We start from the raw sequence: 20,596 nt of genomic DNA on the forward strand, positions 1-20,596 counted from the left end.
TGCCCTCCTGTTTTGGCAACAGGGCTGGCACAGAAGGAAGTGGATTGACCGGCGTATACCCGTGGGCAACGCACCAGGTCATCACCCGATCACAGCGTTGTTTGACGCGGCTTGCGGTTTCGGGTTTGGCAAGCCAAATGGGTTTGAGGCAGCGCGCGAAATCCGCTGTCGTCAGTTGATCAACTCGCATGTCTCCGATCATGGGAAAGACATAGGTTGTAAGTGTCGTGATCCATTGCTTGCGGTGCTTTTCATTGCGAAAAGCCGGACCGATATCCTCGAATACGCTCCGAGCCGCTTCCGCGAATGTGGGGGTGCCTCGACGTGCCGCAACGCGTTGTTTCTCCGCGTCGCGTTGATCTATCGGATCTACGCCTGATGCAATCAGCTCCCGCGCCTCAAGTGCCAGCTTGCGCGCTTTTGCCAAACCTTGCTCGGGGTAGCTACCCAGCCCCATATCGCGCCGCTTTCCCGTGCACGGGGAAACATAGCGCAATGTGTACTTGCCTGTCCCCGCTCGCGAGGAAGGTTTGAGGGTCAACCCTGCAACACCACCAACCGCGACAGCTTTGTCGTGCGGCTTCAGATTGCGGGCTTGTGTGTCTGTAAGCATGGGGATGTTCCTTCGCTTCGTTCTGAATGAGTAAACGAGTTTCAGCCCCACATCCAGCCCCACATAAAACGTGAGATTAGATGATATGATATTAGTTTGTGTTATGCATTTTTTCGACCTATAATATTGTAATTGCGTGATAAATAAAACTGCTTGAAGTTTCCTGATAGAAATTAATGGCGGACTGAGCCTCCGCCATTTCACAATTATGACTGATTTGAATGGGTCGCCTTGGGCTGTCTTTTTCAACAGGTGTTTAAGTGGATTTGCCCTTGTGCTGAATTCCTTTCGAACTGCCTCGTAGTTTTCACTGTGTGATATGTTTGAGCGGCTCTATCCGGCGAGCTCACAAAGAAGCTTGTTGAGAGTCATGGCACTGGGCGGCTTGGTGATAGCGGCGTGCCGTTTCAGATCTGACGTTGGATAGATTGATCCTGGAGGAGGCTGTGTTGGGAAACTTCTAAGCCCTTCGCGTCTTCGAAAATGCATCGATCATGTGCGGCAAGAGCTTGGCGTTTCATCCCGACGTGCTACGGCCTTAAGAAGCAGCTATGGGCAGTGAACGATGGAAGGCATGGTGTTCAATCCGCTGATGCTCCACGACGCCGAGACGGTTTCTCTTTGAGCCCCTTTGACCGGAATCCAGCACACGGATAGAAGGGATTAATGAAATGCATTGGACTGGCCGCAGGATATGCTCGTCGAGAGGAGTGTGAATGGACGAAAATCCAACCACGGGACAGTGCCTTTGTGGCACTGTGAAATTTCGCATATCGGGAAAGTTCGAGAGCTTCTTCCTGTGCCACTGTTCCCGCTGCCGAAAGGATAGAGGTTCCGCCCATTCGGCAAACCTGTTTTCGTCTTCTGCCAAAATCACGTGGGTGTCAGGCAAGGAAAACGTCAAGACATTCAAGCTCCCTGACTCACGCCACATGAAGAGCTTTTGCGCCACCTGCGGGTCCGCGCTGCCAATTTTCCAGCCAGAGATCAGTCTGCTTGTGGTGCCAGCAGGATCGCTTGATAGTCCGATAGACATTCGACCCAACGCGCATATCTGCTGTTCCAGTCGCGCGAACTGGGACAACGACTTGGCCTCCATTGAAAAGATCGACGGGCTTCCTGGCTGAACTGGCGAGCCCCCGGACATCTTGGCAAGCAGCCAGCCAACAAGGGCGCGACCATCGGCGTCGTTTGGTTTTTCTGCCGGACTGAGGTGCTGCTGTGTGATGTTACCCTAAGGGTAGATAGGGGAGTAATCGGCAAGGGTCGCTCCTCGACAGTTTTGTCAAGGAGCGTCCTTGCCGAACCTTGCACCAAAAGGTTGGAGCCGCAAAATTCGAATGCGGTTCCATGCATGCCTGAGAGGTCAGATCAGAGGCGTTTTTCGCCTGCCTCGATACGGAATGGGAAGAGGTTTTCGCGCGGTGCAAGCGGGCAGATCGCGTGGTCGGTGAAGGCGCAGGGCGGGTTGGTCGCGCGGTTGAAGTCGATCACCACGCTGTCCTCTGTCACCTCCTCGCCGAAAACAAACCGCATATCGGCATAGGTGTCGTCCAGCGAGGTCAGGTCGCGGAACACAAACTGGGGCCTGTCCGCCGTGCCATATGTGGCCAGCATCGCCATTTCATGCCCGCGCAACTCGAATTTGGCGATATGGGTGACGGTCACTTTGGTCGGCACGCTGATCACCGTGTCGAGGGCGATGGTCATCGGCTCGGGCAGGGCCTCCCAACGGGCAGTGATGCGCAGCGAGGGGTCCAACGGGAAGAACGAGATCGGCTTGAATGCAGCCTCAATGTCATACTCGGTGTCGCGGACCCGCAGCGCGCGGCGGTCGTTTGGGGCGGTGATCTCCATCAGGAAGCGCCCTGCACGCCACGACATCTTGCCCGATGCCTTGTCGAGGTCTACCGCCTCGCCGTCGACGGGCGTAAAAGTGCCCGCATCATCGCCGTTGAAACTCAGTGTCCCCACGCGCTCCGGGCCGACGGGAAGCATGACGTCGCAATCCGCGCCGCTGCCGATGGTGTAGGTGCCATTTGTGACCCACCACCGCCCAAGCAGGTTGAGCCAGCCATCGTCGGCTTTCAGTTTGCTCAGGCGTGTTTCAAACCACTGTGCGTGGGCGTCTTGGAACTCTTTGGAAGCTGTCATGTCTCGTCCTGTTTGTGTCATGTCGCGGCGGGCATCCGGGGGATGCTGGCCAATAGGCTGCGCGTATAGGGGTTTTGCGGGTCTTTAAGGATTTTTGCGGTCTCGCCTGCTTCAACGATGTGGCCACGGTCCAGCACAACGATTTGATCGCACAAAGCGGCCACCACGCCCATGTCGTGGGAGACAAAGATCATTGTCATGCGCTCGGAGATTTCCTCGAACAAATCAACGACCCGCACCCGTGTGGACAGGTCAAGTGCGCTGACCGCTTCATCGGCCAGAACAAGTTCGGGGCGTGCGACGATAGCGCGGGCAATGGCAATGCGCTGGCGCTGACCGCCCGAGAACTGGTGCGGATAGCGTTCCAGCGTGTCGGGGGAGAGGCCAACTGCGGCAATCGCCTCCCGCGCCATTTCAAGGTGATCTCCGGCCACTTTGAGAGAGCGCAACGGCTCGGTCACGATACGACGGATGCGGTGTGCGGGATTGAGCGAGGAGTAGGGGTCTTGAAACACCGCCTGCACGCGCTTGCGATAGTCGCGCATGTAGCGGGAATCTTTGGCCTCAAGCGGCTTTCCGTCGAAAAGGATGCGCCCCGTTTGCGGGCTTTCCAAGCCAAGCAGAAGGCGCAGCAGGGTCGATTTCCCTGATCCGCTCTCGCCCACGAGCCCCACGTTGGAGCCGCGCGGGACGGTGAAGGAGATATCCTCTAGCACCCGCTGACCCGCACCATAGGAAAAGCCGACATTTTCAACCGTCATCAGGGTCATTTTTGTCCCTCCAAGGCGTCATCAAACCGCCGTGCGGCGGTAACGAGGTTGCGCGTGTAGTCGTCTTGGGGCCGTGTCAGAACTTGTTGCGTGTCGCCTGTCTCGATGGCGCGGCCATTGCGCATGACCATCACGCGTTCGGCCATCTGTCCGACAACTGCCAGATCGTGGCTGATGAACAAGAGCGCGATATCCAACTCCTCGACCAATGTGTTGATCAGGCGGATGATTTCGACCTGTGTTGTGACATCAAGTGCCGTGGTCGGCTCGTCGGCAATCAACAGGCGCGGCTGACAGGCCAGAGCCATGGCAATTGCCACGCGCTGACGCTGACCGCCAGAGACCTCATGCGGGTAGGAGCCATACAGACGGTTGGGGTCGGGTAGACGCACTTGGTCGAGCAGGGCATGCACTTCGCGCTTCACGGTGGTACGGTCGCTGTCGCGCCCTTCGCGTTGTAGGCGGCGGCGCACTGGTCCTGCGATCTGTCGGCCAAGGGGCATGAGCGGGTCCAGAGCGGTCAGAGGTTCCTGAAACACGCTGGCCACGACAGAGCCGCGCAGACCGCCCAAGCGCCGCTCGGGCGCGCCGACGATCTCTTCGCCTTCGAGGGTGATGCTGCCCGTCGGACGGATCGCGGGAGGCAGAAGGCCCAGAATGGCAAGCGAGGTGAGGGATTTTCCCGACCCGCTTTCCCCGATGAGGCCGAAGCGTTCACCGCGGGCGATGGAGAAGGAGAGATCCTCGACCAACACCTTGTCGGAGGTGGCGAGGGTGAGGTTGCTCACGGTCAGCAGGTTGCTCATCACACGCCTCTCTTGCTCGGATCAAATCGGTCACGCAGACCATCGGCCAGCAGGTTGATCCCGATGACAAGAACGAAAAGCGCCAGTCCGGGGAAGATGGCACCCCAAGGCGCGGTATAGACCGTGCCCTGTGCCTCTTGCAGCATTCGGCCCCACGAAGCATTGGGCGGCGGCGCACCAAGACCTAGGTAGGACAGGGAGGCTTCCGCCATCACGGCCAGACCGAATTGCAGCGCCAGATTGACCGCGAGGAAGGGCACGATGTTGGGCAGGATGTGCCAGAACACAATCGCAAGCCACGAGGTGCCCGAGACACGCGCGGCGGTGATATAGTCCTGACCCAAAACCTGTTTGGTAAGGATGCGGGTGATACGTCCCACGATGGGAGACAGGCCGATGCCCAGTGCAAGGATCGCGGTGCCGAGCGAGGATTCCTCACGCGCGGCCACGACCAGCATCGCCACCAGAAGGGTGGGGAAGGCAATCAGGATGTCGAAAAAGGCGGCAAGGGCATCGTCGAGGAACCGTGTGGCAAAAGCGGCCAGAATGCCTGTCGTGACGCCAATTGCGGCCCCGATGGCCACGGCGCCCAACCCCACGATCAGGGCAATACGGGCGCCGATCATCAACTGGGTAAAGACATCACGGCCCAGCCTGTCTGTCCCTGCCCAATGGGTGGCGTTCGGCGCTTCAAGCCGTCCGCCGACCATGTCCGACAGGGCATAGGGCGTCCAGAAGAAGGACAGGATACCAGCCAGACTGATCGCGCCGACCATCACCAGACTGAGCCAGAAGGTGACGTTCTTGCGTTTGGGGGTGTGGTGGGTGTCGCTACTCATCGGCGGCCTCCCTGACGTAGGCGCGGGTCTAGCACGCGCTGCAAAAGATCGGCCAGAAAGCCCGTCATGAGCACGAGAAGCGTGGAGACAATCAAGACACCTTGAATGCTCGGATAGTCACGTTGTTGGATGCCTAGAAGTAGCATCGACCCCATGCCGGGCAGCGAAAAGACCTGTTCGACCACGACAGCTCCCAGAAAAGCGGTGGACAGTTCGATGCCGAGCACCGAGATCACAGGCACGGCGGCGTTGCGGATGCCGTGGCGCATCAGGGCTTCGGTGCGGCTTTCGCCCAATGCGCGGGCCGTGCGCAGGAAATCGGAGCCGAGAACATCGAGCGTGGAGGCACGCACGTAGCGCATGAGAGAGGCGGACATGACGATGGCAATGGTCAGGACAGGTAGGATCATCGCCTTGATTGCAGGGATGGGGTCGGCATAGCCGCGCAGCGGAAAGCCTCCCGAGGGAAGGAGGCGCAGGTTGAGCGAGAATTCATAGACCAGCAGGATGCCCAGCCAGAACACGGGCACCGCAATCCCGATTTGCGATACTACCGAGAGCAACAGGCCGAACCAGCGGTCGGCTTTGACTGCGGCGAGGATGCCCAAGGGGATGGCAATGATCAGTGCTAGTAGGAAGGCGGCAAAGGTCAGCGGCAGGGTGACGCTCAAGCGGCGCGAAATCTCGTCCAGAACGGAGGCGCGGGACACAAAGGAATTGCCGAGGTCGAAATGTGCGAGGTCGCGTAGATAGGTCAGGAACTGCATCCCAAGCGGTTGGTCCGAGCCGAGCTGCGCCCGCGCGGCGGCAATCTGTTCCGGTGTGGCGCCCACGCCGACCAAGGCATTCGCGGGATCGCCTGGCAGGAGGCGCAAGAGTACGAAAAGCACAATCGCGGCAACGAAAAGAGACAGCAGCAGGATAAACAGCCGCCTTATGATATATCCCAGCATAGTCTGTTCAGGTTCCCAAAGGTGATGGGGCCACGCAATGACGCGCGGCCCACATGACAACCGACCTTAGTCGGCTTTCTTGATGTCGGAGACGAAGAACTGTGCGTTCAGCCCGTTCAGGGGATAGCCCGTCACGTTCGACTTGGACACGACGATCTGCGGGTAGAGGTAGAGCCACATGCTCGCTGCATCCTCGGCGATGATCTTGTTCGCTTCGGTCAGCATCGCGGTTTGCTCCTCAACCGAACTTGCACGTTCGGAGCCTGCGATCAGTTCTACAACCTCGGGGTTGTTGTAGCCCCAGTAGAAGTTGGGGTTGCCGTAGAAAACGATGTCGCGGTGGTTCACGTGTTCCTGCAAGGTCGCGTCGAAATCCTGCGACTTGTAGATTTTCGTATACCACTCGTTGGCCGTGATGATGTTGATTTTCACATCAACGCCGACTTTGGCCAGCTCGTTTTGCACGAATTGCGCCACCACGGGGTGGGGGTCGTAATCGGGCGTGTCGAGGGTGAAGGAGAACCCGTCGGGATAACCCGCATTTGCCAGCATCTCTTTCGCACTTTCAGGATCGTAGGCGTTCACGTCCGTCAGATCGACATACCACGGGTCGGTGGGCGGAACGAAGGAACCGATCAGGGTGCCATAGTCGCCCCAGATTGCTTTGAGCAGCTTCTCGTTGTCCACCGCACGCGCCAGAGCGGCACGCACTTCGACGTTGTTGAAGGGCTCGATGCGGTCGTTATAGGCCAGAAGCTCCTTGGTCGTGGAAGCGCCTTCGGCCACTGTGAAGTCAGGGTTGTCGGTGAACAGCGACAGCGCGTCGGGGCTTTGCACCGAGGTGATGATGTCGACAGCGCCAGTCAGAAGCGCGTTGTTCTGTGCGGTTGCGTCGGTGAAATACTGGAACATCACCCCGCCATTGCTGGGCGCCTCGTCCCAATAGTCCTCAAAGGGCACCATCGCGAGCGCGGAGCCGCGACGCCATTCCTGCAAGGTGTAGGGGCCGGTGCCATCTTCGCTCGCCGTGATGTCGCCGGCTTCGTCGTTGACGATCCAGACATAGGAGAGGTTGTAGGGCAGGGAAATCGACGGCGTTGAGAGCGTGATCACAACCGTTTTGTCGTCGGGGGTCTCGATGCTTTCGATGTTGGCGAGCGTCCGCTTGCGCGAGCTGGCGGAATCTTCTGCCGTGACCCGTTCGATCGAGGTTTTGACATCAGCAGCTGTGAGCGGATCGCCCGAGTGGAAGGTCACACCATCCTTGAGCGTGAAGGTATAGGTCAGCTGGTCGTCGCTGATCTCGTAGCTTTCAACGAGTTTCGGTTCAACGTTACCCGCGTCGGTCAGCACGAACAGTCCTTCATAGACGTTGCCGTTGAAGGCTTCGTTGATGCCTTGACCTGCGCCTGCGGTATTGTCGAGGTTCTGTGGCTCGTAGAGCGAACCGATGTTGATGACCGCGGTCGGGTTGTAGTCCTGAGCCAGAGCGGTGGAGGCCGAGAAGGTGAGCGCCGAGGTAATGGTGAGCGCGGCAATTGCGGCACGCGAGCGCGAAGCGCGGCGGGGAGGTTGACTGTTTGTCGTGAGCATGTGGTTCCCTATTCGTCTATGTTGTTGATCCGGCCAAAAGAGAAGTGGCAGCCTTGGCGCGAACGAGTCTATGAAATCACAGCGTTGGTGCGAAAACAATGTGAGTAACCATTGAAGAACAAAGAGATTTTGGGTCAATCACTCGCTGATTGGTTGCTTTTACGTGATTTTCTTGCGCCTGAGATTTCAGTTTCAATCACAATGGCATTGCCGCTGCAAGGCCGCGCCGATGCAATCGGGAATGTGACGCGGAAAACGTCGCAAAACAGGAATGTTCATTCGTTCTTTCCTCCATTGTCGGGGCGGATTTTCCGCCGCTGCGCCGCTTGTCTTGGCGGTGTGCCACGGGGGCATGTCACACGGCTTTATGAGAGAAACGCGCGGTGGCGGGGTCCATGTTGTAGTGGCACGCGGTGGTTTGCGGGTTGCGGGCCAACGCATCGACCGCGTGAATGATCTTTTCGATTTTCTCGTCATCCATCAAAACGGAGAAGCCGAGGCGCGTCCAGCCAGGTTTTTCGATCTCGTGCCCGTTGCGGATCGCCGTGCGCATCCGCTCGGACTCCGATTGCGAGATTTCGAGCAGACGGTGGCCATAGGGGCCTGCGCAGGCACATCCGCCGCGCGCCTGAATGCCGTAGTAGTCCGACAGCATCCGCGTGAACAATTGCTGGTGGACGGGGCGCCCCTGCGGATCGGTCACGAGGAAGGAGAAGATCGGCAGGACATGCGTGGCTTTGGGGTTGCCCAAAATGCGCAGTCCTGGTGTTTTCTGCCATGTATCAAGGGCCAGACGGCGCATGGATTGAAGGCGGCTGTCCATCTGCTCCTGTCCGATGGCTTCTTTCACCAACAGGCAAAGCGCCGCGCGGATGTCACCAACGACATTGGGCGTTCCAGCTTCCTCACGCGCCTCGACGTTGGTCGAATAATCATGCCCCCAAGGCGAGACAAAGCTCACGGTGCCACCACCTGGAGCGGTCGGGCGCGTCATCGCCACAGCTTCGCGGCGAACGAGCAAAAGCCCCGAGGCACCAGGTCCACCAATAAACTTGTGAGGGGAGATAACAATGGCGTCAATTTCGACATCGGGCGCGGGGATCATATTGATCGGCAGGTAGGGACCGCCGCCTGCATAGTCCCAGACACTGCGCGCGCCGTAGGTATTGAGCAGTTTCGTCACCGCCACCACATCGCTCACAATGCCTGTCACATTCGATGCGGCCGAGAAGGCACCGACGACCAAGCGTCCTTTGGCGGCCTTAAGCATCTGTTCCAGTTCCGACAGATCAGGACCACCTGTCTCGGCCTCGGGCACTTCGACCACCTCGGCACCGGATTCGCGCCACGGCAGGATGTTGGAATGGTGTTCGTAGGGGCCAATGAGCACCAACGGGTTTTCACCCGCCTGTGCGGCATCGCACACACCCAGAAGTCGCGTCAGGCGGTTCAGCCCCGCCGTTGCGCCAGACCCCGTGAAAATCGCCGCATGTCGCTCATCACCGCCACAGATACGTAGAATCTCGCGACGAGCGGCGTTGCGCATACGGGTTATGGTTTGGCCGCAAAAAGAGGCTTCGGTGTGGCTGTTGGCGTAATAGGGCAAAACCTCGCAGGCGATAAAATCCTCGACCTGACGCAGGGCGCGCCCAGAGGCCACGTAATCCGCGTAGATCATTTTGTTCGGCCCGTTCGGACCAGGAACGTCAGCACTTTCCCCGATCAGCCCCGCCCGCAGGTGGTCAATGGGGTCGTCCTGACCCAACATTGCGCGAAAACGGTCGAAGGCGGAAAGCTCGGACAGGTGCTGGTTCATCGTGATCTCCAGTGGAATATGGAGACAGGTTAACCCAGTCCGCTTGCGATTTTCTCCCAAGTTTAACCGATACTGCGGAGAAACTTGGGTCATATGATATGCGAATGCGTTTAGATCGGGGTCTTACGGATTTGCGCTTTCCTGCGATGTCGTCGGCTCCATTCGCGTAAATCCCCTCGATCAGTAAATTTTCAACGGACGCTGCTCGGCGATGGCTTCCATCGAGAAATAGGAGGTCACCGAATCCAGTTCGACTGAGGCAATGAGGCGCTGATACACGGCATCATAGGTGGTCATATTCTCGGTGATGACCTTGATCATGTAATCGTAGTCGCCGCCGATACGGAAGAAATCGACAACATCGGGAATGTTCAGCACGGCCGTTCGGAAGGCCTTGAGCCAATCCGCCGAATGGTGACGTGTCTTGACCATCATGAAGACGACAAGGCCGAGATCGAGCTTTTCGCGGTCGAGAAGAACGGTCGAACCTTTGATGACGCCGCTCTCGTTGAGTTTTTGCAACCGCCGCCAACAGGCATTCTGGGACAGGTTGACCTTCTCCGCGAGTTGGCGTTGCGAAAGCGAGCTGTCTTCCTGAAGAGCGGCGATAATCTTCTTGTCTCTTAGATCCATCTTTTCACCTTTGGGCATTCATTTGACCCAAATACGCGCAAAAAACGCGGATTGTGAAATATAAAATCTGGAAAACCGGCGTTGAATGTCATCCCGCAGAAATCGGTTTGCGGTTTCACCAGATCAAGAAGCGCCACAATCGCGACTTAAATATGATGTGGTGTTAAGTGTGTTTTTTTGGCTTTCCTTTTGGAAAGCGTTAAAAATCAGTGATTTATTTATTTGTGTAGGTGGGCTGCGCCTCCGCCACAAAGTCCCAGAAAAGTAATGTTGTTACTCATTTCAGGCGAACGCCAGCTCTACACCCAGCCCCACATTGCTTCTCTTCTTTCGGGTGGATGCCGCGCTTCAAATCAGGTGACTTTTTTCGGGATCGCTCCGTATTACTTGGGGCAAGGTCAATTCGGTTCTGTGGGGCGCTTTTGGGGGAGAGGCAGTCCAGCCTCCATATGGCCATGGTTTTCGTTGGCCATGTTGTAAGGAGGCTGAACTTGGTTGATTGCGGCGGGATCAGATCACGCGGTCATTTCCTCCGTCGACGGGTATCTGAGCGCCCGTGGTGGCGCGGAAAAGCGTGTCGCACAGGGCAACCACGGCATTGGCGACATCCGCCGAGGTGATCTCACAGCCCAAAAGGTTGCGGGTCTTGTATTCCTCGACGGACAGCCCGTAGCGCTTCGCGGAACGTTCCAGCGCCTCCTGCGTCCAAATGCCGGTGTCGAATACGGCGTCGGGATGCAGAGCGTTAACGCGGATACCCTCGGGCGCGAGTTCCAGAGCAGCCACGCGCATCAACTGCGTCAGCCCCGCTTTGGCAACGGAATAGGCCGCAGCGCCCGGACCTGGCGCCGTGACATTGCGCGAGGCCATGAAGACAACTGCCGGATCAATGCCCTGTTTCAGATAGGGGGTTGCCAGCTTCAGGGTCTTTCTATGGGCGCTCAGGTTCACCTCAAGGCTTTGATCCCACGTGGCATCGTCCAGCTCTTCGATGAACTGACCGCTTTTGAAAATACCCGCGTTCAGGACAAGATGATCGATCCCGCCGTAGTCCAGAACCACCTCTTCGAGGGCTTGCGCTACGGCCGCCTCATCGGTCAGGTCGAGAACTTTACCCTCAAATCCTGTTCGGTTCATCGTTTCGGCAACCTTTGGATCTAGATCGAGACCGACGACAACTGCACCAGCATCGGCCAATGCCGCAGCCGTTGCCGCGCCGATCCCCGAGGCCGCGCCCGACACGACTGCCACTTTACCCGCCAGTCGGGCATCGGCCTTCTGGCGGCGCAGTTTGGCTTGCTCCAGTTCCCAATATTCGAGATCGCGCAGGTCTTGTTCGCTCAGGCCTTGCCACCCACCGAGCTTTTGCGCGTGAAGCATTGCACGCAGGGTCGTTGCGCCGACATCGGCGGACACTGAGGCGCGTTTAAGATTCACGCCGAAACTGCGTGCGTTCCCATCGGCAAAAATGGCCCAATGCGGATGTGACGGTAGCATCGTCAGCGTGTCGTCGTTGGCACGTTTGAAATAGGCGAGATATTCCTCGGCAAAGGCATCCAGTCCCGCCCCGTCATTGTCGAGCATCGCGGGGAAGGGTTTGTTGTGGATCACATGCTCGGGAGTCAAGGTGCCGTTACGCAGAAGCCGGCCGATTTCTTGGACAAGCTCGGATGGGATCGCAGCAGAGGGACGGGAGATGACCGCTTTGCCCGCAAGCTTGGAGACTTCTTTACGGGTTTTGGCGATTAGCAGCGGGTCTTGCTTCGGCGGGGTGGACAGTTCGAGATCGTCGTTGGTTTCGATCAACCACTGTTCCGCCTCATCCACAATATCAACCATGCGCTCATAGGCGCTTTTGGCGTCATCGTCATAGGTGAAGATACCGTGATTTTCGAGGATGATCGCCTCATAGGCGCCGAAGTCATACTCTTCCAACGCGGCCTTGAACTGCTTTGCAAGGTCAAACCCGGGTTTCACATAGGGCAGCACCAGAACACGGTCCCCATAGATGTCGCGAAACTTTTCCGCTCCGTTTGGGCTGTTGGAGATCGTCAGGATGGCGTCGGCATGGGAGTGGTCGACATATTTGAACGGCACGAGAGCATGCACAATCGCTTCAATCGAAGCGGCGGCGGCGGAGGTGTCGAGACGCGCGCGCAGACACTCGTTTACCATGTCAGGGTCGCTCAAGCTGTCGAGGCCTGCGAGTTTCAGCAATGGCTTTAGCTCCAACGCGGTGAAGCCTTCGGTGCCCATTTTCGCCAGATCAAACCCGCTTGCCTTCACCCAGATGATGTCGTGGACATCTCCGAACTGGTCCGTATGCGTCGATTTCACGGACGTATTGCCCCCGCCGTGCAGCACCATCTTCGGCTCAATGCCGATCAGTTTCGAGGTGTAGGCACGCAGTTCGAGGTCCGTGCCGCATTTCGCGGCTTCGGCGTCATTCCAAAGCGTTTTCACGTTATTCTCCGCGTTTTTGATTGATGAGGTCGACGAGAGTGGTGACGGCGAGGTCGATAAATTCAGCGTCCTCCGCGCCTGCCTCTACGAGGGTGACGGAATTGGTGCATTGTTCCTGAAGGTCTTGCGCCAACACTTTGTCGGCGGCGACATCTTCCAAAGGTCCATCTGGAATCGAGTAGCTCGACAGGCCGCGCGTCGGCACAAGGATATGCGTTGGACCCGTCGCCGCATTGGTGCGTTCAGCCATAATGGTGGCCAGTTGTTTCATTTCTTCGACACTGGTGCGGGGGACCAAAATGACCGGATTGTGGTAGGTATAGGCGCGATCTGCATAGGCCTCAGGCACGGTGTTGGGTGTATCGAGCAGAATGCCGAGGTGATCGGTGCCACCTGGCACGACGACCTGCGGCAGTCCGAGCTCGGCGGCAACCGTCAGGCGGGTTTCGTCTGCGGCGCGAATGCCGCCACCGATGGCATCGACGATATCGCCCAAAGCAAAATCGAAAACAGCCTGAATAAGGCCTTCGCGCATGAGTTGTTCCATTGCCCGACCGCCAGAGCCGACGGCATGAAATACAATGGTTTCAAATCCCTGTTCGGAGAGTTTCTCCATGGCGCGCATGGTGCCTTGGGTAAGAACGCCAAGGTTGGTGATGCCCACAACGGGTTTGTCGGGATCGAAAGCAATCGGTTGATAGGCATTTGCCATACCCACGACCGCGCCTGCTGCATTCGACACAATGGCGCGAAATAGGGGGTTGAGGCCAAGGATGTCGGCCACGGAGAACATCATGGTGATGTCTTTGATGCCGACATACCCAGAGGTGTCGCCAGAGGCCATTGTCGAAAGCATTACCTTCGGGAAGCCGTAGGGCAGGGCTTGCATCACTTGGGTGCAGTTGTTGGTGCCTTGTGTCCCGCCAAGGCCGACAATGCCGTGAATGCGACCCGATGTGAGTAGGTCGAGGATCTTGCGCGTGGCGCCGTCGACCATCACTTTGGAGGCGGTTTCGCGGCTTGGGTTGGTGCGGAGATCGGACAGAGAAGTGCCGCCGAGCTCTGCGATTTCACTAGCGGGAATGTCCGCCGACAGGTCGGAGTCCCCGACGACTCCGATATCGACCAAAAGGGGTGTTGCGCCGAGTCGGGTGATTTCCTGCGCAAGAAATGCGCATTCGTCAGATTTCGTGTCCAGAGTTGCGAGGATGGCAATTGTCTTGGTCATTATTTGCTCCCTTTCGAAAAACCGAGAGAGCGGAATTCGGTAGCCGCGTTGGTTACGGCGCGTTCGATCGGCAGGCGCTCGGTCGAAGATCCGGTCCAGAAGCCGTGCCCGCTGGTGTTTGCCAGCATGAACTGTGCGTCCTCGGGGGTTTCCATTGCCGCGCCGTGACCGACGAGAAGGCTTTCAGGCGATACCGCGCGAACAGCTTCATAGACGTCTTCGGTTTCGGCGGCGGTTTGTTCGATGGTCGTGCCGTTGTCGTATCCCGTCAGGCCGCCCTTCGTCGTGCCTGCGTGGTAGCAGAAAATGTCCGGCTTGGCCTGTTCGGCCAGTGCGATGCTGTCTTCTTTGGTGAAGGCCAGACCAACAGTGACCATGCCCATTTCGCGCGCCAGAACGAGCATATCGATCTCGTTTTGCAGTGTGATGCCCGCGCTGGTGAGCACTTTGAAAATTTCGCTGTCTTTGTCGACGTAGCTGATGGAGGGGCCGATGTTGGAGACTGCGTTGACGCCCATGCGCATACAGTCCTCCAGAACCATGCGCATGTCTTTCAAGGGGTCGTTGGCGTTCAGGCAAGCACAGACGAAGGCTTTGCCCGACAGGGCTGGCATGACGTCTTCGCGGGTGTAATCCAGCGTCTGTTTGTTGGAATCCAGAATCGGCCACATCATCGACATCGTGCCCATCCCGTTGGAGCGAAGCCGAGCGCCGGAGAAAGTGTTGATGCAATCAACCCCTTCGCGTTCCAAAATTTTGGCGACAAGTCCGCTGCCCGCGCTGGCGATCATGATCGGTTCATTCGCATCCACTTTGCGGCGTAGCGACGCGCGAATTTCCTCAGATGATATCCGTTTGGTAATCATGTCTCACTCCGAAATTTTTGTGCTTGTTGGACTTAAGAATTGATCGAGAGCCGCCTCCAATTCCGATTGGAACGCCGCGGGGGCGGTGTATTTGGATGGCAGTTCGCACAGTGTCGCATCGGGGATTTTCGCCGCCCATGCCTGTGCAATCTCGATGGGGTGGAGGGGGTCATCGGGAGTGCCGACGACCATTGTTTTTGTGGTGAGCGCTTCTAGCTCCGCAAGCGACGCGAGGGGGCTGTCTTCGACGATCTGCGTTAAGACCTCCGCGTAGTCGCTGGCATGCGGGCGGGTGATCGCGCCCAGAATGGATTTGGCGGCGGCGGGGTTTGAATGCGCCAGATCGGCATAGAATGGATCGGCGTTGAGACGTTCAATCGCCTCGTCCTGCGTCCCTTGGGAGAGCCACACCCCAATGTCGCGAATGATCTTCAGGTTGGCAGGGTTAGGTTTGTCCATCCAGGCAGGTCGCATCAGGATGAGACCATTCACCATCTCGGGCCGTTGTCGTGCCATTTTGACGGCAATTCCCGAGCCCATGGAAATTCCTGCGAGGGTGACGCTCCCAACCTGAAGTTGGTCGAGAGCGTCGAGGGCGAGGGCGGCAAACCGGTCGAAACTTGCCCGCCCGTTTTCGCGGGGTCGTTCACCATGACCAGGCATATTCATCGCGATCGGTGCATCAGGAAAATGCGTGTCGAACATGCCGTTGAACTGGTCGGTTGTCGCCCCAAGGCCGTGGAGAACCATCAATTGTGGCACAGTGTTCATTTTCAAGTCCTTTTAAAATGGCTGTGGAACATCTGATGGTTCACCTTGTGAAACCGACCTGTGATCAGTTGTTGGGCGACCAAGTCACCATCGAGGTGATCTCGTTTTGCTGCATCAGGTCGTTGTCCAACTCACCCGCTTCGCGCTTGGCGATATAGGCGTCGATTTCCCACGGTACGGCCGAGTCGATGTTTTCGGCGGTCAACATCGGCTGGATGTTGTAGACGTGGCGCGGGAATTCTTCGCCCGCGAGGTGATGCTCGACCATCTGGAAGACCAGATCGGCTTCAAGGGTCGGCGGGTTCGCGACGGTGCCCAGCATGATGCCTTCTTTCATCCAGTCCCAACCGATTTCCTTGCCGTTGCTGGAATACAGGTGCATGTCGCCAAGGCGGCCTGCTTCGTCGAGGGCCTGAATGGCGCCAGCCATCATTTCCTCGTTCATGGCGTAGATCACAGAGAAGTCCTTGTCGGACGCGAGATAGTCTTGCGTAACCTCAAGCCCGCCGTTGCGGCTCCAGTTGCCAGAGCTTTCGAGGACGACTTCATTTCCGCCACCAGATTCCGCGATACCTTCTTCGAAGCCTTTGCGGATCATTTCAGCGATCCCTTGGCCGTAAACGCCTTCGATCAAGGCAACGTTCTCACCTGGATGCGCTTCGCCGATGGCTTTACCGATCGTGCTACCCATGCCGATCCAGTCGCCGCTGACCATGCCTGTCGGGATGTCATATCCTGCGGGCGAGGGGAGAGCGGCAACGAAGAAGATCGGGATACCTGCTTCGGTTGCACGTTCAGCAGCCTGCGTGCCGCTTTCTGCGTTGCCCGAGAGCAGGACGATCACGTCAACACCGCGAGCGATGAAGTCTTCGACGTTGGCCAGCTCTTTGGAAGGGCTGTACTCGGAGTTCGCCACGGTGACGCTGTGACCTGCGGCCTCGGCGAGTTTGGTGAACATATCCGCTTCCGTGCGGTAATAGATGTCAGGCCCTGCGAGCACAAAACCGATCTCCTCGGCCATGACGGCGCTTCCCGATACCGCGGTCAAAAGACCCAGTGCGGCCGCGCTCATTTTCAGCGCCTTGGTTTTTGCTTTGATAGACATTTTAGTTCCTCCTCGTTGGTTGGTAGTATTAGGATTTTTCTTTGGTGCGGCTGCCCGCAACCACAGCACCGATGACGACAAAGCCGAGCATGATGTATTGCCAGAATGTCGAGACACCGATGATATTCATGGAGTTCGAGATGATGCCCAGGAACAGGACGCCGAGAAAACTTCCGAAGACTGTTCCGCGTCCGCCAGCCAATGCTGCGCCACCGACAACAGTTGCCGCGATTGTTTCCAATTCCAGTCCAGCGGCCATGTTCGGGCTGCCCACGCCGATACGCGACATCAGGATCATGGCGGCAAGTCCGACCAGCAATCCGTGCAGGGCGTAGACCTGTATCTTGAACTTCAGGACGTTGACGCCTGCCAGATGTGCGGCCTCGTTGTTTTCGCCAACGGCATAGAGCTGACGGCCAAAGACGGTGTGGCGCAGGACGAACCAAGCCAGAACACAGACCCCGAGGAAGATGAAAACGGGGATCGGAATTTCCAGCCAGCGACCGCGTCCGAGTGTTTGGAACTTGCGGTCTAGCGGGATTTCCGCGCCATTTGTCATCAACAGGGCAATGCCACGATAGATGGCCATGAGCCCGAGCGTCACAATGAAAGGTTCAAGTTTGAGCCGCGAGATCACGTAACCGGCGAATACCTGAAGTGTGACGCAAAGGCCCAGCCCCGCAACTATGATCACTACGACAGGCAGGTCCAGGTTCAGCAGTGTCGCCATCACACAGGCGGCGAGCGAGACAAGATAGCCCACGGACAGGTCGATCTGACCTGCGATGATCATCAACGTCATGCCGATGGTCACAATGCCAGCGACCGAGACCTGCAACATGACATTGCGGATGTTGTAGAGGGACAGGAACCTCGGTTCGATGAGGGCGATGACGACGATATAGGCGATCAACGCGATCAACAGCGGGATGCTACGGCTTTCGAAGATCTTGCCCCCGAGGCGTTGCAAAGCGGATTGCGAGTTGTGCGCCGATGTGTCGGCGGGCGTGTTGCTAAGGCTAGGCAATGTTCGGTCTCCTAGAGTGCGGCTGTGATGATGTTGTGTTCGGTGATGTCTGCGCCTGACAGTTCCGTCGTGATCCGGCCGTTTTTCATAACGGCCACGCGATCACACAATCCGACGACTTCGGAGAGTTCGGACGATGCAATCAGCACGGCGCAGCCCGCTTCGATCAGGGTTTGGATTTCGCGGTAGACTTCCTGCTTGGCGCCGATGTCGATGCCGCGCGTCGGTTCATCGAACAAGTAGATCTGTGGCTGTGTGGCCATCCATTTTGCCAGAATGATTTTCTGCTGGTTGCCGCCGGACAGGTTCTTCACGGATTGCTCGACCGTGCCGACCTTGATCCGGAGTTTCGACACCATGTCGTTGGCCATGGAGCGGGCGCGTGGCCAGTTGACCAGCTTCCCCCGACGTTTGGTTTCATAGGGGATATGGATATTCGCAAGGCAGGATTGGTCCAGAAACAGCCCGTCAATCTTGCGATCCTCGGTGATCAGGCAAATGCCCGCATCAATTGCGTCCTTGGGGCTTTTGAACCGTTTGGTCGTCCCGTGCACGGCGACACTGCCGCGCTCAAGAGGTTTGCGACCGAAGATCGCGCCCAGAAGCTCGGTGCGACCTGCGCCTACGAGGCCAGCAAGCCCGAGAACCTCGCCGCGCCGCAATGTCAAACTGACGTCGTTTACACCCGGAGCGACAATGTTCGTGGCCTCCAACGCAACCTCGTCGGTGGCGCTGCACACATGGTGGCAGACCTCTTCGACGGTGCGCCCGATCATGTCCTTGATCAGGGCCTGTTCCTCCACCGCATCAATCGGCTTGTCGGAAATGGTTTTCCCGTCGCGCAGAACAACCACGCGGTTGGCGATGCGGCGCACCTCCTCAAGATGGTGGGAAATAAAGATGATCCCCACGCCGCGATCCCTGAGCCGCTCCACAACCTTGAACAAAAGCTCGACTTCATGTTTGCCGAAGCTGGCAGAAGGTTCGTCCATAATGAGGATTTTGGAATCAGAATTAACGGCGCGAGCGGTCTCTACGATTTTCTGTTGGGCGCCGCCGAGTTCGCTGACATAGGCGTCAATCGGCACATCAGCACCCAGCATGTCCATGATTTCACGGGCGCGCTGCTTCATCAGCGGGCGATCAATCATTCCTTTCGCTGTGCGCAATTCCCGTCCGACAAACAGGTTTTCGTAGACCTTCAGATGCTGGAACAGCATGTTCTCTTGGTAGATCGTCGAGATGCCGTGTTCGAGCGCAAGGCGTGGCGTGAGGGCAGGGAAGCTCTCCCCGTTCAACACGATTTCCCCGCTATCTGGCGCATGGGCACCTGATAGAGTTTTGACAAGGGTGGACTTCCCCGCGCCGTTTTCGCCGCAAAGGGCGAGTACTTCGCCTGCGTCGAGATGGAAGTTGATGCCATCAAGCGCCTTGTTGGGTCCGAAGTGTTTGACAATGTTGCGTAAAATCAGAAGTGGCGCATCAGTCATGTGATGCACCTGTCAGGGTTCTGCTCACAGCTTTTGGCCGTGCGAAACGTGAAAAACTCCCTGTCCTCATAAGATCCTCCCAAATCTCAACAAGAATCATCTTGTGCGAATCAGAATGCGCGAAATGCGACAACTCGTCTTGTGAGATATTGTTTTGGAAGATAGTGTAAGTTTTCCACGGGAGGATTTAGCGATGGATGATGGAGAGAATCCGGCCATTTTTCAGGCGGATGGGAGTGAGTATACCGCTGATGCATGTGTGGATTACAGGAACGCCATTGAGCGGGGCGATCTGCGTGGTGGCGCTTGGGTGCGCGGGCAGTATCCAGGTAAACATCTGAAAAACAACGTTTTAGACGGCGTTCGTGCGATTGGGTATTGGGACTGTGATCGGGATCAGGACTGGTATGTGAAGCCGCATTTCAACGAAGGTATTGAAATTTCAATGGTGTTGAATGGCACCGTTGGGTTCGAAACCGGAGGGCGGTACGAGACGCTGACACGGGGGCGGCTGGCACTCACAAGCCCTTGGCAAAAGCACTCAATTGGGGGGCCATACGTATCTGCAAGTCGTAAGGTTTTCATCATCCTTGATGTCGGCGTGCGCCGCCCGAACAGCGCATGGGTTTGGCCAGACTGGATTTTGGCATCGGACACTGAAAAGCAAACCTTGGCACAGCAGATTTTGCACAACCAATCACCAGTGCGCCTCGGCACGCCCGAGATGATCTTCGCGATGGAAAAAATCTACGACCTGTTGATTTTGGATGAGATGGAGAAAAATGCATCCGCCATGGGGATTTACGTCAATCTCGTGTTTAAGGGGTTGTCGGAAATACTCGATTATCAACCGGAATCCGAGTTTGTCCCTGATGAGAAGCACATGACCATCGAGGTGTTTGCCAAAGGTCTGAGGCAGCATTTGTCGCACGACTGGCGACTTGAGGACATGGCCAAGCAATGTGCCATGTCGCGCTCCCAATTCTGCGCGATTTTCAAAGAGGTGACGAACAAAACGCCGATTGAGTATCTCAACGAATTGCGACTGGAGAGCGCTGCGCAACAACTTCGAGATGCAACGACAAAGCCGATTACGGACATCGGGTTTGAGGCGGGCTTCGGGTCGAGCCAGTATTTCAGCCGCAAGTTTTCCGAGTATTACGGCATGTCTCCACGGACCTATCGACATCAAGTTGCTGCTACTTAAGCAGAGCCATAGGCAAAGGCCGCGGGCTCTGCGTCAAGCGTGGAACCCGCGCAGCCTTTGGGAATGGTCGCGGAAGCGTGTGTACCCTGCATCGTAGAGTTGGGCGGTGTCTTTTTGAGCAGTTGGACTTCTGCGCCCAGATACGAGTGGCTGCGCCACCGTGCCAGAAGGTTGGGGATAGGGACGGAGGAACGCGGGGGGTGCGGGGAATATCTATTCGCCTTCATAGAAAATTAGGCAATCGTCGTTCGAAAACTCAAAG

The 20,596-nt window shown here is 57.3% G+C and carries 18 protein-coding genes and 1 pseudogene; 3 read left to right on the forward strand and 16 right to left on the reverse strand.

From position 1 onward, the window contains the following. On the reverse strand, window positions 1–862 hold an 862-nt coding region (locus ACN0SC_RS00005; RefSeq protein WP_417247615.1), incomplete at its 3' end, for a tyrosine-type recombinase/integrase. Window positions 863–1,008: 146 nt separating this feature from the next. On the opposite strand from ACN0SC_RS00005, the pseudogene ACN0SC_RS00010 reads away from it, so the two are divergent. Both ACN0SC_RS00010 and ACN0SC_RS00015 read left to right on the forward strand, forming a co-directional pair. Then, window positions 1,009–1,145, forward strand: a pseudogene (locus tag ACN0SC_RS00010) (IS3 family transposase); the annotation flags it as partial. A 184-nt stretch (window positions 1,146–1,329) separates the two neighbouring features. Then, window positions 1,330–1,740 (forward strand): GFA family protein, encoded by a 411-nt coding sequence (locus ACN0SC_RS00015; RefSeq protein WP_417247616.1) that lies wholly within the window; start codon window positions 1,330–1,332, stop codon window positions 1,738–1,740. Window positions 1,741–1,984: 244 nt separating this feature from the next. Here ACN0SC_RS00015 and ACN0SC_RS00020 read toward each other — a convergent pair whose 3' ends face one another. From ACN0SC_RS00020 to ACN0SC_RS00090, 15 genes are all read right to left on the reverse strand, one after another. After that, complete coding sequence (locus ACN0SC_RS00020; RefSeq protein WP_417247617.1) at window positions 1,985–2,767, reverse strand: DUF1684 domain-containing protein; 783 nt, start codon at window positions 2,765–2,767, stop codon at window positions 1,985–1,987. Window positions 2,768–2,784: 17 nt separating this feature from the next. Continuing rightward, entirely contained in the window at window positions 2,785–3,537 is a 753-nt protein-coding gene (locus ACN0SC_RS00025; RefSeq protein WP_417247618.1) for an ABC transporter ATP-binding protein, read from the reverse strand. Then, window positions 3,534–4,343 (reverse strand): ATP-binding cassette domain-containing protein, encoded by an 810-nt coding sequence (locus ACN0SC_RS00030; protein WP_417247619.1) that lies wholly within the window; start codon window positions 4,341–4,343, stop codon window positions 3,534–3,536. The genes ACN0SC_RS00025 and ACN0SC_RS00030 overlap by 4 nt, the downstream gene beginning before the upstream one ends. Further along, the gene (locus ACN0SC_RS00035) at window positions 4,343–5,182 is read right to left on the reverse strand and encodes an ABC transporter permease (RefSeq protein ID WP_417247620.1); all 840 of its coding nucleotides are present in this window, start codon (window positions 5,180–5,182) and stop codon (window positions 4,343–4,345) included. The genes ACN0SC_RS00030 and ACN0SC_RS00035 overlap by 1 nt, the downstream gene beginning before the upstream one ends. Next, window positions 5,179–6,135 (reverse strand): ABC transporter permease, encoded by a 957-nt coding sequence (locus ACN0SC_RS00040; protein WP_417247621.1) that lies wholly within the window; start codon window positions 6,133–6,135, stop codon window positions 5,179–5,181. The genes ACN0SC_RS00035 and ACN0SC_RS00040 overlap by 4 nt, the downstream gene beginning before the upstream one ends. Window positions 6,136–6,201: 66 nt before the next feature. Further along, a complete protein-coding gene (locus ACN0SC_RS00045; RefSeq protein ID WP_417247622.1) occupies window positions 6,202–7,728 on the reverse strand; it encodes an ABC transporter substrate-binding protein in 1,527 nt (508 codons plus the stop codon). 355 nt (window positions 7,729–8,083) lie between these two features. After that, window positions 8,084–9,544, reverse strand: coding sequence for an aminotransferase class V-fold PLP-dependent enzyme (locus tag ACN0SC_RS00050; protein ID WP_417247623.1), 1,461 nt, complete (start codon window positions 9,542–9,544; stop codon window positions 8,084–8,086). 180 nt (window positions 9,545–9,724) lie between these two features. Continuing rightward, entirely contained in the window at window positions 9,725–10,177 is a 453-nt protein-coding gene (locus ACN0SC_RS00055; RefSeq protein ID WP_417247624.1) for an Lrp/AsnC family transcriptional regulator, read from the reverse strand. A 510-nt stretch (window positions 10,178–10,687) separates the two neighbouring features. After that, a complete protein-coding gene (locus ACN0SC_RS00060) occupies window positions 10,688–12,640 on the reverse strand; it encodes an SDR family oxidoreductase (RefSeq protein ID WP_417247625.1) in 1,953 nt (650 codons plus the stop codon). A gap of 1 nt (window position 12,641) precedes the next feature. Further along, window positions 12,642–13,868, reverse strand: coding sequence for a Tm-1-like ATP-binding domain-containing protein (locus ACN0SC_RS00065; protein WP_417247626.1), 1,227 nt, complete (start codon window positions 13,866–13,868; stop codon window positions 12,642–12,644). Next, window positions 13,868–14,734: a phosphoenolpyruvate hydrolase family protein gene (locus ACN0SC_RS00070; RefSeq protein ID WP_417247627.1), complete on the reverse strand. Its 867-nt coding sequence runs from the start codon at window positions 14,732–14,734 to the stop codon at window positions 13,868–13,870. Before ACN0SC_RS00070 ends, ACN0SC_RS00065 begins: the two co-directional genes overlap by 1 nt. Before the next feature lie 3 nt (window positions 14,735–14,737). After that, the gene (locus ACN0SC_RS00075) at window positions 14,738–15,505 is read right to left on the reverse strand and encodes an alpha/beta fold hydrolase (RefSeq protein WP_417247628.1); all 768 of its coding nucleotides are present in this window, start codon (window positions 15,503–15,505) and stop codon (window positions 14,738–14,740) included. 64 nt (window positions 15,506–15,569) lie between these two features. After that, entirely contained in the window at window positions 15,570–16,610 is a 1,041-nt protein-coding gene (locus ACN0SC_RS00080) for a sugar ABC transporter substrate-binding protein (RefSeq protein ID WP_417247629.1), read from the reverse strand. 28 nt (window positions 16,611–16,638) lie between these two features. Beyond that, window positions 16,639–17,637, reverse strand: a complete 999-nt coding sequence (locus ACN0SC_RS00085) for an ABC transporter permease (RefSeq protein WP_417247630.1) — start codon at window positions 17,635–17,637, stop codon at window positions 16,639–16,641. Window positions 17,638–17,648: 11 nt separating this feature from the next. Further along, window positions 17,649–19,127, reverse strand: coding sequence for a sugar ABC transporter ATP-binding protein (locus ACN0SC_RS00090; protein ID WP_417247631.1), 1,479 nt, complete (start codon window positions 19,125–19,127; stop codon window positions 17,649–17,651). A gap of 193 nt (window positions 19,128–19,320) precedes the next feature. Here ACN0SC_RS00090 and ACN0SC_RS00095 point away from each other — a divergent pair, with 193 nt between their 5' ends. After that, window positions 19,321–20,334 carry an AraC family transcriptional regulator gene (locus tag ACN0SC_RS00095; protein WP_417247632.1) on the forward strand — a complete coding sequence of 338 codons (1,014 nt, stop codon included), beginning with the start codon at window positions 19,321–19,323 and terminating at the stop codon, window positions 20,332–20,334. Window positions 20,335–20,596: the final 262 nt, after the last annotated feature.

Origin of the sequence: Celeribacter sp., assembly GCF_048261515.1 — a bacterium.
In the GTDB taxonomy this organism is placed as follows: domain Bacteria; phylum Pseudomonadota; class Alphaproteobacteria; order Rhodobacterales; family Rhodobacteraceae; genus Celeribacter.

Bases quoted from the DNA above. Each gene is read 5' to 3' on its own strand.
- ACN0SC_RS00015 (WP_417247616.1), top strand. From the start codon at position 1,330: ATGGACGAAAATCCAACCACGGGACAGTGCCTTTGTGGCACTGTGAAA.
- ACN0SC_RS00020 (WP_417247617.1), bottom strand. From the start codon at position 2,767: ATGACAGCTTCCAAAGAGTTCCAAGACGCCCACGCACAGTGGTTTGAA.
- ACN0SC_RS00025 (WP_417247618.1), bottom strand. From the start codon at position 3,537: ATGACCCTGATGACGGTTGAAAATGTCGGCTTTTCCTATGGTGCGGGT.
- ACN0SC_RS00030 (WP_417247619.1), bottom strand. From the start codon at position 4,343: ATGAGCAACCTGCTGACCGTGAGCAACCTCACCCTCGCCACCTCCGAC.
- ACN0SC_RS00035 (WP_417247620.1), bottom strand. From the start codon at position 5,182: ATGAGTAGCGACACCCACCACACCCCCAAACGCAAGAACGTCACCTTC.
- ACN0SC_RS00040 (WP_417247621.1), bottom strand. From the start codon at position 6,135: ATGCTGGGATATATCATAAGGCGGCTGTTTATCCTGCTGCTGTCTCTT.
- ACN0SC_RS00045 (WP_417247622.1), bottom strand. From the start codon at position 7,728: ATGCTCACGACAAACAGTCAACCTCCCCGCCGCGCTTCGCGCTCGCGT.
- ACN0SC_RS00050 (WP_417247623.1), bottom strand. From the start codon at position 9,544: ATGAACCAGCACCTGTCCGAGCTTTCCGCCTTCGACCGTTTTCGCGCA.
- ACN0SC_RS00055 (WP_417247624.1), bottom strand. From the start codon at position 10,177: ATGGATCTAAGAGACAAGAAGATTATCGCCGCTCTTCAGGAAGACAGC.
- ACN0SC_RS00065 (WP_417247626.1), bottom strand. From the start codon at position 13,868: ATGACCAAGACAATTGCCATCCTCGCAACTCTGGACACGAAATCTGAC.
- ACN0SC_RS00070 (WP_417247627.1), bottom strand. From the start codon at position 14,734: ATGATTACCAAACGGATATCATCTGAGGAAATTCGCGCGTCGCTACGC.
- ACN0SC_RS00075 (WP_417247628.1), bottom strand. From the start codon at position 15,505: ATGAACACTGTGCCACAATTGATGGTTCTCCACGGCCTTGGGGCGACA.
- ACN0SC_RS00080 (WP_417247629.1), bottom strand. From the start codon at position 16,610: ATGTCTATCAAAGCAAAAACCAAGGCGCTGAAAATGAGCGCGGCCGCA.
- ACN0SC_RS00090 (WP_417247631.1), bottom strand. From the start codon at position 19,127: ATGACTGATGCGCCACTTCTGATTTTACGCAACATTGTCAAACACTTC.
- ACN0SC_RS00095 (WP_417247632.1), top strand. From the start codon at position 19,321: ATGGATGATGGAGAGAATCCGGCCATTTTTCAGGCGGATGGGAGTGAG.